Source organism: Pseudomonas sp. 15A4 (assembly GCF_016925575.1).
In the GTDB taxonomy this organism is placed as follows: Bacteria; Pseudomonadota; Gammaproteobacteria; order Pseudomonadales; family Pseudomonadaceae; genus Aquipseudomonas.
Genome location: NZ_CP068986.1, coordinates 7,501 through 23,838 on the forward strand (window position 1 = coordinate 7,501; position 16,338 = coordinate 23,838).

Sequence of the window (16,338 nt, forward strand, 5' to 3'; positions counted from 1 at the left end):
AAACCGGCCTTCCACAGCTTCATGGCCGTCTCAAACGGGCGCACGATCGCATCACCGTCGCGCGGTGCAATCTGAATGGCGCCGGCGAGACCGTAATTGCGAATATCGACAACATTCTTGCTGCCCTTCAACGCATGCAAATAGCCTTCGAAATGCGGCGCAGTTTCAGCGACCTGCTGCACCAGGTTCTCGCGCTGAATGATTTCCAGCGCGGCGAGGCCGGCGGCGCAGGCGACCGGATGGGCTGAATAGGTGTAGCCATGGGGAAACTCCACGGCGTACTCGGGCGTCGGCTGATTCATGAACGTCTGATAGATCTCGGTGCTGGCAATGACAGCCCCCATCGGGATCGCACCGTTGGTGATCTGCTTGGCAATGCACATCAGGTCGGGCGTCACGCCGAAACTGTCGGCGCCGAACATCGAACCGGTACGCCCGAATCCCGTGATCACTTCATCGAAAATCAGCAGAATGTTGTGCTGATCACAGATTTCACGCAGCCGCTTGAGATACCCCTGCGGCGGAACGATCACCCCTGCAGAGCCTGCCATGGGCTCAACGATCACCGCTGCAATGTTCGAAGCGTCGTGCAGTTCGATCAGCTTGAGCATCTCATCGGCCAGCGCAATGCCGCCCTGCTCCGGCATGCCCCGTGAATAGGCGTTGCTGGCAAGCAGCGTATGAGGCAGATGATCGACGTCCATCAATTGCCCGAACATCTTGCGGTTGCCGTTGACGCCACCCAGGCTGGTGCCCGCGATATTCACGCCGTGATAGCCACGGGCGCGGCCGATCATCTTGGTTTTGGTCGCCTGGCCTTTCAAACGCCAGTAAGCCCGCACCATCTTGACCGCAGTATCAGCGCACTCCGATCCAGAGTCGGTATAGAAGACGTGATTCAGCTTGCCGGGTGTCAGATCGGTGATCTTTTCAGCCAGCTGGAACGACAGCGGGTGTCCGAACTGGAATCCTGGCGAGTAGTCCAGCGTGCCCAACTGGCGGGAAACCGCCTCCTGAATCTCCTTGCGCGTATGCCCTGCCCCACACGTCCACAGCCCCGACAGACCGTCATAAATTTTGCGCCCTTTGTCATCCGTGAGATAGCTGCCTTCGGCGGCGACGATCAGCCGTGGATCGCGGTGAAAGTTTCGGTTCGCCGTGTAAGGCATCCAGTGGGCATCAAGTTTGAGCTGGCTCGCCAGAGACATGTCGGACGATTCGGGCATATTCATTGGAATTAACCTCACTGGTCGTGGGGGCCTGACTTCGCTATTGAAGTGCGGGCGGGTGCGGGCCGGTTGCAGCTAAAGTGCCACGGGCATAAAGTCTGGAAAATGCTGCTTTTACGATCTTCAGTTGACCGGCTACTAAACTATGAGCACCCGCCGTAATGATCCGCTGGCACAAGTCAGCGACTTTGATATCCGTCTGTTGCGCATTTTTCGTAGCGTGGTCGAGTCCGGTGGATTTTCGGCAGCGGAAAGCGCGCTGGGTATTGGTCGCTCTGCCATCAGTCAGCAAATGAGTGATCTCGAGCAGCGCCTGGGACTGCGTCTTTGCCAACGGGGCCGTGCGGGGTTTTCCCTGACGGAGGAAGGCCGCGAGGTCTATCAGTCATCGCTGCAGTTATTGAGCGCCCTCGAAAGTTTTCGTACGGAGGTGAATGGTCTTCACCGACACCTGCGCGGCGAGCTGAACATCGGGCTGACGGACAATCTGGTCACACTCCCCCACATGCGCATCACCCACGCGCTTTCCCAACTGAAAGAACGTGGCCCGGACGTGCACATCAATATCCGCATGATCGCGCCCAATGAAGTCGAGCAGGGTGTGCTCGACGGCAGTTTGCACGTTGGCGTCGTACCCCAGGCCAGCGCCCTGTCGGGACTGGAATATCAGCCGCTGTATAGCGAACGTTCGCTGCTGTATTGCGCCGTCGGTCATCCGCTGTTTTACGTGGATGATGCGCAGCTTGATGACGATCGACTGTCCGCGCAGGAGACCATAGCGCCGACGTTTCGCCTGCCGAGTGAGATCCAGGCCCATTATCAGGCGCTGAAATGCACCGCGAGCGCATCGGACCGGGAAGGCATGGCGTTTCTGATTCTGACCGGGCGTTACATCGGCTATCTGCCCGATCATTACGCCAGCCTTTGGGTGCAGCAGGGTCGACTGCGTGCGCTGAAGCCCAAGTCGCGGTTCTATGATGTGAGCCTGGTGACCGTCACGCGCAAAGGCCGCCGCCCCCATTTGGTGCTGGAAAGTTTTCTGGAGAGCCTGGCCGCCACAAGATGAAGCCGACACTACTCAGTCAGCTTCCCAATGACGCGCAGTCAAACGGCCGAGATATCCGACCAGCCCCTTGATAGTCGGGCATGTACAGCGAATCGGTAAGCACGTAACTGATCAGTTGGACAGGTTTTTGCAGTAAGGCTGAATGTCGAAGTCCACACAGAATCGAGAGCCAGCATGCAGCCTGAAGCGCCAGACAATAACGACCTCATTTACGGCCTCAATGACCGGCCGGGCATCGGGCCGGCAACCTTGGCTGCTGTCCAGCATGTGCTTGCTGCATTCGTGGGCATCATTACGCCGCCGCTGATTATCGGATCGGCGCTCGGGCTTGGCGCATACATGCCTTATCTGATCAGCATGGCGTTGATGGTGTCGGGTGTGGGCACGTTCATTCAAGCGCGCCGCCCGTTCGGCATCGGCGCCGGCATGATTTGCCTGCAAGGCACCAGTTTCGCGTTTCTCGGCGCGGTGCTGTCGGCAGGCTTCATGGTCAAGCAGCGCGGAGGCAGCCCGGAAGACATCATGGCCATGGTGTTCGGAGTATGTTTCTTCGGCGCCATCGTGCAGATTGTGCTCAGCCGTTTCATCGGACAGCTGCGTCGAGTGATCACGCCACTGGTAACCGGCATCGTCATCACGCTAATCGGCGTCAGCTTGATCAAGGTCGGCGTGACTGATCTGGGAGGCGGCTTCAATGCGCCGGACTTCGGCGAGCCGGTCAATCTGGCCCTTGGCGTTTTCGTGCTGGCAGTGATCGTCGTGCTCAACCGCTCAAGCGCGCCCTGGTTGAGGCTGTCGGCCATTATTATCGGGCTCGCGATTGGCAGCCTTGCAGCCTGGTTCAGCGGCAAGCTCGTGCCTCACTCAATCGCCGATGTTGCGCTGGTCAGCATTCCCGTGCCCTTTCGGTTCGGATTCAGCTTCGACTGGGCAGCATTCTTACCGGTGGCGCTGATTTACCTGATCAGCAGCATTGAAACCGTTGGCGACCTTACCGCTAATTGCATGCTCTCCCGCGAGCCCATCAAGGGCCCAGGCTACATTGCCCGGCTGAAGGGCGGCGTATTGGGCGACGGCGTCAGCTGCATGATCGCGGCGACATTCAGTGCCTTCCCGAATACGACCTTCGCCCAGAACAACGGCGTGATTCAGCTCACCGGTGTGGCCTGTCGGTATGTGGGTCTGTACATCGGAGCAATCCTGTTTCTCCTCGGACTTTTCCCGGTGATCGGTGCGATGCTTCAGCAGATTCCTAAGCCGGTGCTTGGCGGCGCGACATTGGTGATGTTCGGCAGCGTTGCAGCGGCAGGCGTGCGGATCCTCGCGCAAGCGCCGCTGGATCGCCGCAGCATGTTGATCATCGCCACCTCGTTTGGAGTAGGACTGGGCATCGCGGCGCAACCGACGCTGCTGCATCATCTGCCGCAATGGGTGCAAAGCCTGTTCGACTCGGCGATCACCAGCGGCGGGCTCACGGCCATCGTGATGAGCCTGATGCTTCCGGAAGCCAAAGAAACAAATGAAACGGGTGAAGCCAAAAAACACACAACGGAATCCTTTGAGCACTGATTTACGAGGGCAACGCTTGTCGGATCCTCGCGGGTGCGCTATCTGTTCACCGCGTCGCACCCAATGATCCGTCTGGAACCGCACATGACCCTCGAAGTCCCCGCTCACAGCCCCAGCGCCACCAAACCGGCCAGCCGTATTCGTCAGAAAAACGAAGAAGCGATCTTGAAGGCGGCCGAAGACGAGTTCGCTCGCCATGGCTTCAAAGGCACCAGCATGAACACGATCGCGCAAAATGCCGGGCTGCCTAAAGCCAACTTGCACTATTACTTCACCAACAAGCTGGGTCTGTACATCGCGGTGCTGAGCAACATTATCGAGTTGTGGGACAGCACGTTTAACAACCTGAGCGCAGAGGACGACCCGGCACAGGCGCTGACGCACTACATCCGCGCGAAGATGGAATTCTCGCGGCGCCAGCCACAAGCCTCGCGCATCTTTGCCATGGAGATCATCAGTGGCGGCGAATGCCTGAACCAGTATTTCAGTCAGGACTATCGCGAATGGTTTCAGGGGCGTGCCGCGGTCTTCCGGGCCTGGATCGATGCAGGAAAGATGGACCCGGTCGATCCGGTGCATCTGATCTTTCTGCTGTGGGGCAGCACTCAGCATTACGCTGACTTCGCCACGCAAATCTGCCAGGTGACCGGCCGTTCGCGGCTGACCAAGCAAGACATGGAAGTCGCCGGGGATAACCTGGTCCGGATCATTCTCAAAGGGTGCGGACTCACCCCCACGTTATAACTCCCTGAACGCCAAACGCAGTCTGGAACTTCAATGCCTTCTACGCTCACCGGCCCCTGCGAGTTTCGAGAAGAGATTCGCAAGAGCCGCTTTATAACTCTCGCAGCGCCCATCGACACGCCTGCCGATGCTCAAGCGTTTATCGAGCAACACAGTGATCTCGACGCCACGCACAATTGCTGGGCCTGGAAGCTGGGCGCGCAGTACCGCAGCAACGACGACGGCGAACCAGGCGGCACCGCCGGACGACCGATACTCGCGGCCATTGATGCGCAGGATTTTGATCGGGTCGTCGTGCTCGTCATTCGCTGGTATGGCGGGATTCAACTGGGCACCGGCGGGCTGGCGAGGGCCTATGGCGGAGGCGCCAACAAATGCCTGCAGCAGGCCGATCGAGTGCCGCTGATCAATCGCGTGTCGCTGCAATTCGACTGCAGCTTCAGCGAGCTGGTGCTGATAAAGCTGCGAGTGGCCGAGCTAAACGGTCTTGTGGAGGAAGAGCGCTTCAACGCCAACGGTGTCACGCTCTCGATTGCCCTGGCTCCCGAGCCGATTGAAACCCTTCAGCGCCAGCTGTCCGACATCAGCCGCGGACGAATCGTGTTGCAGCCGCCGCAGTAATCAACCCAAGGACAGATCGACGCCTTCCCCGCTAAAGCCGGTCCTGCGAGCGAACGCGACGGCTGTAACCGGCTATGGCGTTTGCCCACATCTACTGTGCATCCGCCTGTGGACAAGCTGAGCATACCCCGCCGCAGGCCTTGATCCATATGGCTTTGCGGAGGTTGATCACTTTTCATCCAAAAGCGTGCGTTGTGAATAAAAGGAGCGGGAAAACAGGACGTTAGCGCCCTTTATGCCGATGCGGCGCTCGTTTCAGGCGCGTTATACCCCCAATCCGCAACTACCCACATTACCTGTGGAGCAATCTGTGGATAACCCGTGCAAGCCTCCGCAGAGTGCCTTGTACGACACGCGTTGGGCATAGCTGGATGTTTTTTATACAGACACACCATCAGGCGGTGGTCGATCGTCCGCCATCCTGATCGCCTGACATTCGTATCGGAAACGTTCACTCACATATGTCGTAAGCCTCTGTCATCCTCTGCCGCTAACTTATACGCCTCGCGGCAACTCAGCACCTCAAGAAACCAAATTCTCACCGCGTCGCGATGTCCATCGTTTGAGTGAAATTTTTCGTTTGTCTGTACAGGAGTCATTCCAATGTCCACCCCTAAAACAGCTCTGATCATCGGAGCGTCACGCGGCCTTGGCCTCGGATTGGTGAAACGTCTGACGGAACTGGGCTGGGAAGTCACCGCCACCGTCCGCGACGCTCAGAAGGCCGACGAGCTGAAAGCACTGCAGAATGTGCAGTTACAGACACTGGACATCGACGAGCCGTCTTCTCTCGAAGTGCTGACTCATAACCTTAAAGGCCAGACGTATGACCTGCTGTTCGTCAACGCCGGCGTGATGGGCCCGATGCATCCCAACCCGACCGACGCGACGTCCGGCGAACTGGGTCAGCTATTTCTCACCAACGCCGTCGCGCCCATCCGCCTGGCCAAACGCTTCGTCGACCAGATCCGTCCCGGGACCGGTGTGATTGCGTTCATGAGCTCGGTGCTCGGCAGCGTCACCATGCCGGACGCCCCAGAAATGGCATTGTACAAAGCCAGCAAAGCCGCGCTGAACTCAATGACCAACACCTTCGTGACGCAATTGGGTGAGAACAAACCCACCGTGCTCTCGATGCACCCGGGTTGGGTCCGTACGGCGATGGGCGGTGAAGGCGCCGATATCGACGTCGAAACCAGCGTACGCGGGATTGTCGAGCAGCTTGAGCGCTTTGCGGGCAAAGGCGGTCATCACTTCGTGAACTACAAGGGTGAGACGATTCCCTGGTGATCGAAATGCACGTCGCGGCAGCCTGAGCCGTCGCGACTTGCCGACGCCCGCCACAACCCTCTAGAATCCGCCCTCGCCTCGCAGCGCGTTCGTTGCTGCGGCGACCCTGGATCAGCAGACAGGGCAACACTGAGCTGGCGATCTGAACCCACTTTCAGAGGAGCCGGCCAATGCCCGCGATCCGTACCTGGTTGAAAAATCCCCTTGCCGTTTTCACGGCCAATGATCTCGATGCTCGCGGCGGCCTGGTGGTCGAAGGCGGGGTTATCGTTGAGATGCTCCCGCCAGGCCAACTGCCCGCACAACCTTGCGAACACGTGTTCGATGCACGCGAGCATGTCTTGCTGCCCGGCCTGATCAACACGCACCACCACTTTTATCAAACCCTCACCCGCGCCTGGAGCCCGGTGGTCAATCAGCCGCTATTCCCCTGGCTGAAAACTCTGTATCCCGTGTGGGCGCGGCTGACACCGGAGAAACTTGCACTGGCCAGCAAGGTCGCCCTGACCGAATTGCTGCTGTCAGGCTGCACCACCGCCGCCGACCATCATTATCTGTTCCCGCAAGGTCTGGAAGACGCCATTGATGTTCAGGTGAACAGCGTCCGCGAACTGGGTATGCGCGCGATGCTGACGCGGGGTTCGATGACCCTGGGCGAGGCAGACGGGGGCCTGCCACCCCAGCAAACCGTCCAGCAGGGCCAGGTAATTCTCGACGACAGCGTGCGCTTGATCGAGACCTACCACGAGCGGGGTGACGGCGCGCAGATCCAGATTGCGCTGGCGCCGTGCTCGCCGTTTTCGGTGACGACCGAGATCATGGCGGAAAGCGCAGCCCTCGCCGAAAAACACGATGTGCGCCTGCACACGCATCTGGCCGAAACCCTGGACGAAGAGGACTTCTGCTTGCAGCGCTTCGGCCTGCGCACGGTGGATTATCTGGACAGCGTCGGCTGGCTCGGCCCTCGCACCTGGCTGGCCCACGGCATTCATTTCAACAGCGAAGAGATCACTCGCCTCGGCCAGGCCGGCACCGGGGTCTGTCATTGCCCGAGTTCGAACATGCGCCTTGCGTCAGGCATCTGCCCCACGCTGGAGCTGCTTGCCGCAGGCGCCCCGATCGGTCTGGGCGTTGACGGTTCTGCGTCAAATGACGCCTCGAACATGATGCTTGAAGCCAAGCAGGCGCTTTACCTGCAGCGCTTGCGTTACGGGGCGGAAAACATCACGCCCGAGTTGGCATTGGGCTGGGCGACCAAGGGCTCAGCGCAATTGCTGGGCCGACGTGACATCGGCGAGTTGGCGGTGGGGAAACAGGCTGATCTGGCCTTGTTCAAGCTGGACGAGTTGCGCTTCTCCGGCAGCCACGATCCGATTTCGGCGCTGCTGCTGTGCGGCGCTGATCGCGCGGACCGGGTGATGATCGGCGGCACATGGCGGGTGATTGAAGGTCAGGTCGAAGGGCTCGATCTGAAGGGATTAATTGCAGACCATCGCCAGGCAGCGGCGGCATTAATCAGGGGCTGACACGCGGTTTGGCTGGCGCCGCGGGGGAGTGAAACGGCTGACTCCCCCACTGCTGGTTCAGGCGAAAGCCAAGTTATAGCCCCATCAGCGACAGCATGATGAACGTGGCAAACAGCACAAAATGCGTCATGCCTTCGATGGCGTTGGTTTCGCCGTCGTTGAGGTTGATGGCGCAGACCAGCAAGGTGACGAAGATCATGACAGTCTGCACCGGCGTCATCGCCATCTGGAAGGCCTGGCCGCTGTAAAGCGCCATACCTTCCATGACCGGCACGGTCAGAATCACCGTCGACAGCGAAGCACCGAGGGCGATATTGACCACCGACTGCATGCGGTTGGCCAGCGCGGCTCGCAATGCGGTCAGGATCTCCGGCGCTGCCGAAATGGCGGCCACCAGGATCGCCGTCATCACGGGAGGCGCCCCGCTACCTTCCAAACCCAGATCCACGGTTTTCGACATAACCTCGGCCAACGCGCCGATCACCACTACGCCGAAAACCAGCGTGGCGATCGAGCGCGTCAGGTTGACTGGCTCGTGTGCTTCTTCGGCCTCACCCTTGCGGCGCTTCTTGTCCGGGTAGCTGTAGCTGAAGAAGTAGCTGTGTGGTCCGACCTGCATACGCAGGAACAGCGCATACAGCAGGATCATCGCGCCAATGGTGAAGGCCGAATACAGTTTCCATTTCCCTTCGGGAATGAATTCGGGCACCACCATCGACACCGCCATGGCAGTCAAAATCATCACGCTATAAGACCGCGCGGAGTCATCGTTGTAGGACTGCTCACCGTGCTTGAGCCCGCCCATCAACGCGGCAAGACCCAGGATCCCGTTGATGTCGAGCATCACGGCCGAGTAGATGGTGTCGCGCACCAGCGTTGGTGAAGGCTCGTTGCTCATCATGATCGCCAGAATCACGACCTCAACCAGCACCGCCGACAAGGTGAGGATCATGGTGCCGTACGGATCGCCGACCTTTTCCGCCAACAGCTCGGCGTGGTGAGCCACCCGCAACGACGCGCAGATGATGAACCCCACCAGGGCAATGCCCGCGATCAGCGCGACGGTATGACCGTGGCTGAGCAATTGGTGTTCGTAGAAGTAGGCGAAAAAGGTCGCAATGACCGCCAGTAGAAGAAACTTTTCCTGCTTGAGAATCGTGCCCATCGCTGCCTTTTAGCCCTTTGCGACCCTGGCCGCACATCCATGAAGTGAAGTTTACTGAAGCGCTTGAGAGTGTTGATGTAAACAAAGGTTTCAAGACAGCCTAGCAGCGGGTCGCGACAGATCGTCGCGCCGCCGCATCAAATTACCATTCATCCTGACGCTGGTCCGGACATCCTGACGCCGGGAACGCCTACAACTGCGGGCCCGGATCGCCGATACCCGTGGCGATGAGAGCCACGCAGCGTGTGAACCGTCCGGTCAGGTTTTATTCGGCCCGCGCGCCTGACTCTGTAGAATGCCCGCCATTGCACCTTACGAGACAAAGCCCATGTACGACTGGTTGAACGCCCTGCCCAAGGCAGAACTGCACCTGCATCTGGAGGGCTCACTTGAGCCGGAACTCTTGTTCGCTCTGGCTGAGCGCAACAAGATCGCCCTGCCCTGGGCGGATGTCGAAACCCTGCGCAAGGCCTACGCATTCAATAATCTTCAGGAGTTTCTCGACCTGTATTACCGCGGCGCCGACGTGCTGCGAACCGAGCAGGATTTTTACGACCTGACCTGGGCATACTTGGAGCGCTGCAAAGCGCAGAACGTTATTCACACCGAACCGTTCTTCGATCCTCAGACCCACACCGACCGCGGCATTCCCTTTGAAGTCGTGCTTAACGGCATAGCCGGCGCCTTGAAAGACGGCAAGGAAAAACTCGGGATCGGCAGCGGCCTGATCCTGAGCTTCCTGCGCCACTTGAGTGAGGACGAAGCGCAGAAGACCCTCGACATGGCGCTGCCCTATCGCGACACCTTCGTGGCCGTCGGCCTGGACAGCTCGGAAATGGGCCACCCACCCAGCAAGTTCAAGCGCGTCTTTGATCGGGCTCGCGGTGAAGGCTTCCTGACCGTTGCCCACGCAGGTGAAGAAGGTCCGCCGGAGTACATCTGGGAGGCACTGGATTTGTTGAAAATCCAGCGTATCGATCACGGCGTGCGCGCCATCGAGGACGAGCGCCTGATGCAGCGCATCATCGATGAGCAGATCCCGCTGACGGTCTGCCCGCTGTCCAACACCAAGCTTTGCGTTTTCGACCACATGGGTCAGCACAACATTCTCGATATGCTCGAGCGCGGCGTAAAAGTGACCGTCAACTCCGATGACCCTGCGTACTTCGGTGGCTATGTGACCGAGAACTTCCACGCGCTGCACACCCACTTGGGCATGACCCAGGATCAGGCCAGTCGCCTCGCGCAAAACAGCCTCGACGCCCGTCTGATCAAGCCCTGATCAGCAGCAGCGTGTGGACGTTCTGCTCCACACGCCGCGCGTCCATTTCGCGCCGTCACGCCGCCGAGGCGATCTTGCTGATTTCCCGCTGGCCGTTGGATGAGACCTGCAACGTGCAGGCCTCTTCCGTCGTGCGCAGCCAACCCAACTGCATGAACAGTTGCAAAAGCCCCGCCCCTAAGGCGCCCCCCAGATGGGGTCGGCGTTCATGGCGATCAACGCAGGCGCACACAGCTTCGCGTCGTCTGTGGGCCAGCGCGGGAATAAAAATGCCACGTTCGGCAAAGCGGGAGATGCCGACACTGGTGACTTCAAGCCGGTGTTCGGACTGTTCAATCCACCCTGCCCCCAACATCCGCAAATACAGCTCAGCGCCCATCTCGCCACCCAGATGATCCGCACACACACTGGCTCTGCATAACGGCAGGGGCGGCAATGGCTGCGCCATGCTGCGACTGATCAGTTCCGCGCTGACCATGGATGCACTGACCAACGCCTGGACGGCGGTCCGGACCTCCGGCGCAGCGAGCCTGAAGTAGCGCTTGCGGGCGCGGACTTCGTGGCGCAGCAACCCGCCTGCGGCGAGACGCGCCAGATGCGCACCGGCGGAAGAAGTGGAGAGACCTACCAGCAAAGCCACTTCATCAGCAGCCCGGGATGTTCCGTCCATCAACGCCCACACGATCGCGCTGCGTTTGGGGTCGGCGAGCAACGCAGCGATCTGGCTGATGCAAGGTACATATTCCATGTCTTCACTCCCTGTTGAACATTGTCTAAGCGGACCGGTGCCGGTGCGCAGATCAAGGCATGCCTTTGCGTGGAATCACGGGCGTAATCCGGTAAAGCGCAAGGCCGTTGCTGCGGTCAGCATCATCGTTGTTTAAGCCGAACACAGACTTTGATTTAAATCACATCACGCGAACTCTGACCCTGGAACTTGCACGCCATACAGATAATTGCGCCTGAGCCATACAGTTAGAAAAGAGAATTAAATCGGATCCATGACGGCGCTTAGTATAAGACCTGGATTCGGTCGGTGGATCAACTTGTCCATCGACTTACCCTTTGTTTGTGGGCCGTATTGGCAAATGTTCAGCACAATCGGTATGCCCATACATGGCGTGATTGCGACCGGATAGCTCGAACCCCTTTAATCACGGGGGCTTGCGCGGAGGATGGCGGCTCGTGGGTCTGAGGTCGAGGCGATTGCCTACATCGAAAACGCAGAAAACCTTCAAGAAAATAATCTGTGCCAAAGGCGTATCAAGAGTGAACTTGTCGCGATCAAGCACGGCAGTCAGGATCGGCCCCTTTTAGTTCTGTAAGAAGTTTCCAATTAAGAAGTAGTAAAAAGCCGTATATAAACCGCTCATTTTCGACAGACTAAACATGCTTAGACAGGTGCACGTTAAACATAAGAAAAATCGGCAACGCCTGCGCGTTGCCGACGTCGATCAGATACGCACATCCGCGTGGGGCGTCAGCGCATCTCGTTTCAGTTGCGCGCGGCGAGTGATCACCGCCAGGGTCACGGCCAGCACGCCGCACAGCGTAATGACGGTCGCCATCGGCACCGCCGTTCCGTCATGCAGCACGCCGACCAATGCCGCCGCACCCGCTGCGACACTGAACTGCAGGCACCCCAACAACGCCGACGCGCTGCCTGCACGTTTACCCTGCCCGCCCATCGCGCACGCGGAAGCGTTGGGGATGATGCAGCCCAGGCTGGCGATATAGATAAACAGCGGAATCAGCAGCGGCCACAGCTTTTCGGTGTGCAGGGATGCGATGGTCAGCAGCACGACGGCAGCAGCGAGATAGATCCAGACAGTCCGCGACAGCAACCACGCCGGCCCATAGCGGCCAACAAGGCGGGCGTTCACCTGGGCGATGAGGATAAAGCCGGCGGCGTTGATGCCGAACAGCCATCCGTAGTGTTCCGCCGGGACGCCGTAGAGCTTGATGAAAACGAAAGGTGAACCCGCGATGTAGGAGAACATCCCGGCCATGGCGATCCCGCCGGTGAGCGCATGGCCCAGGAAGATCCGGTCGCCCAGCAGATTCCAGTACGACCCGAGCGCGCCCGAGAGCGGCAGTCGCGGGTGGCCGGCCGGCATGCTTTCTGGCAAGCCCCTGAAAACTGCCACTGCGGTGAGTGCGCTGAACACCGTCAACGACAGGAAGATGGCCTGCCAACCCACAACGTTGACCAACAGCCCGCCTAGCATCGGGGCCAGGATCGGCGCCAGGCCCATGACCAGCATCAACTGCGAGAACACTTTGGCCGAGTCAACCGGCGAGCACTTGTCGCTGACGATCGCCCGTGACAGCACCATGCCGGCACATCCGCCCAACGCTTGTACAAAGCGGGCCGCAATCAGCCATTCAAGCGAAGGCGCCAGGGCGCACGCCAGCGATGCAAGGGTGAACAAGCCGACGCCAAATAACAGCGGGATCCGGCGACCGAAGCGATCGGCGATCGGGCCGTAGGCGAGCTGGCCGATGCTCAGGCCGAGGAAATAAGAGGCCAGGGTCAGCTGAACGTGTTTCTCGTCGGTGCCGAACGCCAAAGCGATGGCCGGGAAACCTGGCAGGTAAAAGTCGATGGCCAACGGGCCAAAGGCGCTGAGTGCGCCGAGGATCAGAATCGTTCTGAGGTTCATCAATCTTCCTAAACAGTTTTGCGCAGCGCGACAGTTTAACAACCTTGGATCTACGCGGCCCGGTCACGGAAAAATTACCAAAAGTTTTTTCAAGACGTCGTTGAGCAAAAAAAGGTGGAACTTATTACGCACGACCGAGCATCGGTTAATGGATTTCCTACAACGTTTTTACCAATAACTCACAGAAGCGCTTCTAAGCTTTTCTCAAGCAGTGAGGAAATCAAAATGAATGCGCGATGGGCTGTACTGTGGTGCGTTGTCGTTGTCGCCGGATGTCAGTCTACCCACGACCAGTTACTGGCCGAAGGTTACCCACCGGCATTCGCTGATGGTTTTCAGGATGGCTGCGGGAGCGGGCGGCAATCCATTGATGTCATCAAAGGTCAATTCAAAAAGGACGTGCCACGCTATTTGCGTGACACGCTGTATGCGCAAGGTTGGTCGGACGGGTTTCGCCAGTGCCAGGCGCAACTGGCCAACAGCAATGTTCAGGATCAAGGCCGGGACAGTATCTGGAATGACCGCGACCGCGACTGGGACCGCCAGAGAACCCAGGACGCCGCTAAAGCCTACCGATCTCATTAAACGCCGGTCGCGGCTGCATAACGGGTGAAACTATCGGGGACCGCACATGGCCCAATGTGACTAAGCCATGAACAGGAGCCCCGCCATGAGTCGCGCCTTCGTCAACGAAGACAACGCCGCCGCGCAAATCGACCCGCCGGTTGAACGGCAGATCAGCGTCCAGACCAACTACGTCACCCGGCGCGGCCTTGATCAATTGCACGATCAGGTCGAGCAGCTGCAAGCGCAGTACAGCGAACAGAACGCCCAAGGCGATGAAGGCGACAAACAGCGCATGGCCGAAATCGAACGGGACCTGCGTTACTTCAACCAGCGCCTGCAAAGCGCACAAGTGGTCAGCAGCACGTCGGATGACAAGGTTCAGATCGGCAGTTGGGTGACCTTTGCCGACGAGGAAAACGTTGAACAGCGCATGCAACTGGTCGGCGAGGATCAGGCCGATGCAGGCAGTCAGTTGATCAACTGGGCGTCACCGCTGGGCAAGGCACTACTGGGCGCCAAAGTTGGGGATGAAGTCACTTGGCAGCGGCCGGTGGGCGATGCCGTGATCGAGGTGGTGCGTATTGAAGCCGGCGACTGAGGTCGTCGACCAACAATCGACCAGACACAAAAAACGGAGCCCAACGGCTCCGTTTTTTCGTAACGCCAACCGTATCAGGCGAGCTTCTTGTGACGCACGCGGTGCGGCTGAGCGGCGGCATCGCCAAGGCGTTTCTTGCGATCGGCCTCGTACTCGGTGTAGTTGCCTTCGAAGAACACCGCTTGCGAATCGTCTTCGTACGCGAGGATGTGAGTGGCAACGCGGTCAAGGAACCACCGATCGTGAGAGATCACAATGGCAGCGCCAGGGAAGTCCAGCAGGGCTTCTTCAAGGGAACGCAGGGTTTCAACGTCGAGGTCGTTTGACGGTTCGTCGAGCAGCAGGACGTTGCCACCCTCCTTCAACGTCAGCGCGAGGTGCAGACGACCGCGCTCACCGCCAGACAGGTCCTTCACGAACTTCTGCTGATCGCCGCCCTTGAAGTTGAAACGGCCGACATAGGTGCGCGACGGGATTTCGTAGTTGCCGATCTTGATTTGATCGGAGCCGTCGGAAATCTGTGCGAACACGGTTTTGCTGCCATCCAGGTCGTCGCGGCTCTGATCGACACACGCCAGCTGCACGGTTTCGCCGACTTCAATGGAGCCGGAGTCCGGTTGCTCCTTGCCCATCAGCATGCGGAACAGCGTCGATTTACCGGCACCGTTACCGCCGATCACGCCAACGATGGCGCCTTTAGGCATGGAGAACGACAGGTTGTCGATCAGCACGCGATCGCCGTAGCCCTTGGTGACGTTCTTGAATTCGATGACCTTGTCGCCCAGACGCGGACCGGCCGGGATGTAGATCTCGTTGGTCTCGCTGCGCTTCTGGAATTCCTGGGACTGAAGCTCTTCGAAGCGTTGCAGACGGGCCTTGGATTTCGACTGGCGCGCCTTGGCACCTTTACGGACCCACTCGAGCTCTTCTTTCATGGCCTTTTCATGGGCCGACTGCTGCTTGGACTCGGCCGCCAGACGATCAGACTTGGCTTCAAGCCAGCCGGAATAGTTCCCTTCGTACGGAATGCCCGCGCCGCGGTCGAGTTCCAGAATCCAGCCAGCGACGTTGTCGAGGAAGTACCGGTCGTGGGTGATCGCAACCACGGTGCCCGGGAAATCGTGCAGGAAATGCTCGAGCCAGGCGACGGAATCGGCATCCAGGTGGTTGGTCGGTTCGTCGAGCAGCAGCATGTCAGGGGCGGACAGCAGCAGACGGCACAGGGCCACGCGACGTTTCTCACCACCGGACAGGTGTTCAACCTTGGCGTCCCAGGCCGGCAGGCGCAGCGCATCGGCGGCCACTTCGAGCTGGCGCTCCAGGTTGTGGCCATCGCTGGCTTGCAGGATCGACTCGAGCTTGGCCTGTTCGGCCGCCAGCTTGTCGAAATCGGCGTCCGGCTCCGCGTAAGCGGCATAGACTTCGTCCAGACGTGCTTGAGCGTCCTTGATCACGCTGACAGCTTCTTCGACCACTTCACGTACGGTCTTGGTCGGGTCGAGCTGCGGCTCTTGCGGCAGGTAGCCGATATTCAGCTCGGGCATCGGGCGCGCTTCACCGTCAAATTCGGTGTCGACACCGGCCATGATTTTCAGCAGCGTGGATTTACCCGAGCCGTTGAGGCCGAGGACGCCGATCTTGGCGCCGGGGAAAAACGAGAGGGAGATGTTTTTCAGGATTTCCCGCTTCGGCGGAACAACTTTGCTCAGCCGATGCATGGTAAAGACGTATTGAGCCATGGAATGAAAACCTGGAATGGGACTGTGAATTAAGGCGCGAGCTTAGTGCTGCGTCGCAAAAAATGCGTTTATCTTCGCGCCGCAACTTGCCTTAGCGCGATTCCGGGCCTTGAATTGATCAAAGCCGAACCCGCGCGGCAGGGACAAACTTCCGAGGACCGGTATTAAAGCTGGAGCAACGCTTGCATGCCCTTTGAGGCTGCAAGCGAGTCGTGCAGAAACCGGGCGCGTCGCGTGTGGCGCAAAGCTACCCGAATGCACGCAACAGGGCAAACCGCC

Annotated in this window: 14 protein-coding genes (1 of these 14 only partly in view); 9 read left to right on the top strand and 5 right to left on the bottom strand. The window is 59.2% G+C overall.

All coding sequences use genetic code 11. The annotated features are described in order from the left end of the window. Positions 1-1,232: the 5' portion of an aspartate aminotransferase family protein gene (locus JN403_RS00035; RefSeq protein WP_205484740.1), read on the bottom strand. 115 nt of this gene lie to the left of the window's left edge; the window shows 1,232 of its 1,347 coding nt (coding positions 1-1,232); the start codon lies at positions 1,230-1,232; its stop codon lies off the left edge, out of view. Positions 1,233-1,374: 142 nt separating this feature from the next. On the opposite strand from JN403_RS00035, the gene JN403_RS00040 reads away from it, so the two are divergent. From JN403_RS00040 to JN403_RS00065, 6 genes are all read left to right on the top strand, one after another. Continuing rightward, positions 1,375-2,295, top strand: a complete 921-nt coding sequence (locus tag JN403_RS00040; protein WP_172610730.1) for a LysR family transcriptional regulator — start codon at positions 1,375-1,377, stop codon at positions 2,293-2,295. 174 nt (positions 2,296-2,469) lie between these two features. Continuing rightward, positions 2,470-3,864 (top strand): nucleobase:cation symporter-2 family protein, encoded by a 1,395-nt coding sequence (locus tag JN403_RS00045; protein ID WP_205484741.1) that lies wholly within the window; start codon positions 2,470-2,472, stop codon positions 3,862-3,864. Between the two features lie 84 nt (positions 3,865-3,948). Then, positions 3,949-4,608 (top strand): TetR/AcrR family transcriptional regulator, encoded by a 660-nt coding sequence (locus tag JN403_RS00050; protein WP_205484742.1) that lies wholly within the window; start codon positions 3,949-3,951, stop codon positions 4,606-4,608. A gap of 33 nt (positions 4,609-4,641) precedes the next feature. After that, positions 4,642-5,229 (top strand): YigZ family protein, encoded by a 588-nt coding sequence (locus JN403_RS00055; protein WP_205484743.1) that lies wholly within the window; start codon positions 4,642-4,644, stop codon positions 5,227-5,229. Positions 5,230-5,832: 603 nt separating this feature from the next. Beyond that, complete coding sequence (locus JN403_RS00060) at positions 5,833-6,519, top strand: SDR family oxidoreductase (RefSeq protein ID WP_205484744.1); 687 nt, start codon at positions 5,833-5,835, stop codon at positions 6,517-6,519. A 170-nt stretch (positions 6,520-6,689) separates the two neighbouring features. Beyond that, positions 6,690-8,045 carry an 8-oxoguanine deaminase gene (locus JN403_RS00065; RefSeq protein WP_205484745.1) on the top strand — a complete coding sequence of 452 codons (1,356 nt, stop codon included), beginning with the start codon at positions 6,690-6,692 and terminating at the stop codon, positions 8,043-8,045. A gap of 73 nt (positions 8,046-8,118) precedes the next feature. Here JN403_RS00065 and JN403_RS00070 read toward each other — a convergent pair whose 3' ends face one another. Beyond that, the gene (locus JN403_RS00070) at positions 8,119-9,210 is read right to left on the bottom strand and encodes a calcium:proton antiporter (RefSeq protein ID WP_122536699.1); all 1,092 of its coding nucleotides are present in this window, start codon (positions 9,208-9,210) and stop codon (positions 8,119-8,121) included. A 328-nt stretch (positions 9,211-9,538) separates the two neighbouring features. Between JN403_RS00070 and JN403_RS00075 the strand changes: the two genes are divergently transcribed. Then, positions 9,539-10,492: an adenosine deaminase gene (locus JN403_RS00075; protein WP_122536698.1), complete on the top strand. Its 954-nt coding sequence runs from the start codon at positions 9,539-9,541 to the stop codon at positions 10,490-10,492. A 55-nt stretch (positions 10,493-10,547) separates the two neighbouring features. Here the strand turns inward: JN403_RS00075 and JN403_RS00080 are convergent, their stop codons facing one another. Both JN403_RS00080 and JN403_RS00085 read right to left on the bottom strand, forming a co-directional pair. Continuing rightward, complete coding sequence (locus tag JN403_RS00080) at positions 10,548-11,240, bottom strand: winged helix-turn-helix domain-containing protein (RefSeq protein WP_122536697.1); 693 nt, start codon at positions 11,238-11,240, stop codon at positions 10,548-10,550. A 706-nt stretch (positions 11,241-11,946) separates the two neighbouring features. Continuing rightward, positions 11,947-13,155 carry a multidrug effflux MFS transporter gene (locus tag JN403_RS00085; RefSeq protein WP_205484746.1) on the bottom strand — a complete coding sequence of 403 codons (1,209 nt, stop codon included), beginning with the start codon at positions 13,153-13,155 and terminating at the stop codon, positions 11,947-11,949. A gap of 225 nt (positions 13,156-13,380) precedes the next feature. Between JN403_RS00085 and JN403_RS00090 the strand changes: the two genes are divergently transcribed. Beyond that, positions 13,381-13,740 carry a hypothetical protein gene (locus JN403_RS00090; protein ID WP_122536695.1) on the top strand — a complete coding sequence of 120 codons (360 nt, stop codon included), beginning with the start codon at positions 13,381-13,383 and terminating at the stop codon, positions 13,738-13,740. Between the two features lie 85 nt (positions 13,741-13,825). After that, positions 13,826-14,320, top strand: a complete 495-nt coding sequence (locus tag JN403_RS00095; RefSeq protein ID WP_205484747.1) for a GreA/GreB family elongation factor — start codon at positions 13,826-13,828, stop codon at positions 14,318-14,320. 74 nt (positions 14,321-14,394) lie between these two features. Here the strand turns inward: JN403_RS00095 and ettA are convergent, their stop codons facing one another. Continuing rightward, the gene (gene ettA / locus JN403_RS00100; RefSeq protein WP_065987538.1) at positions 14,395-16,059 is read right to left on the bottom strand and encodes an energy-dependent translational throttle protein EttA; all 1,665 of its coding nucleotides are present in this window, start codon (positions 16,057-16,059) and stop codon (positions 14,395-14,397) included. Positions 16,060-16,338 lie beyond the last annotated feature (279 nt).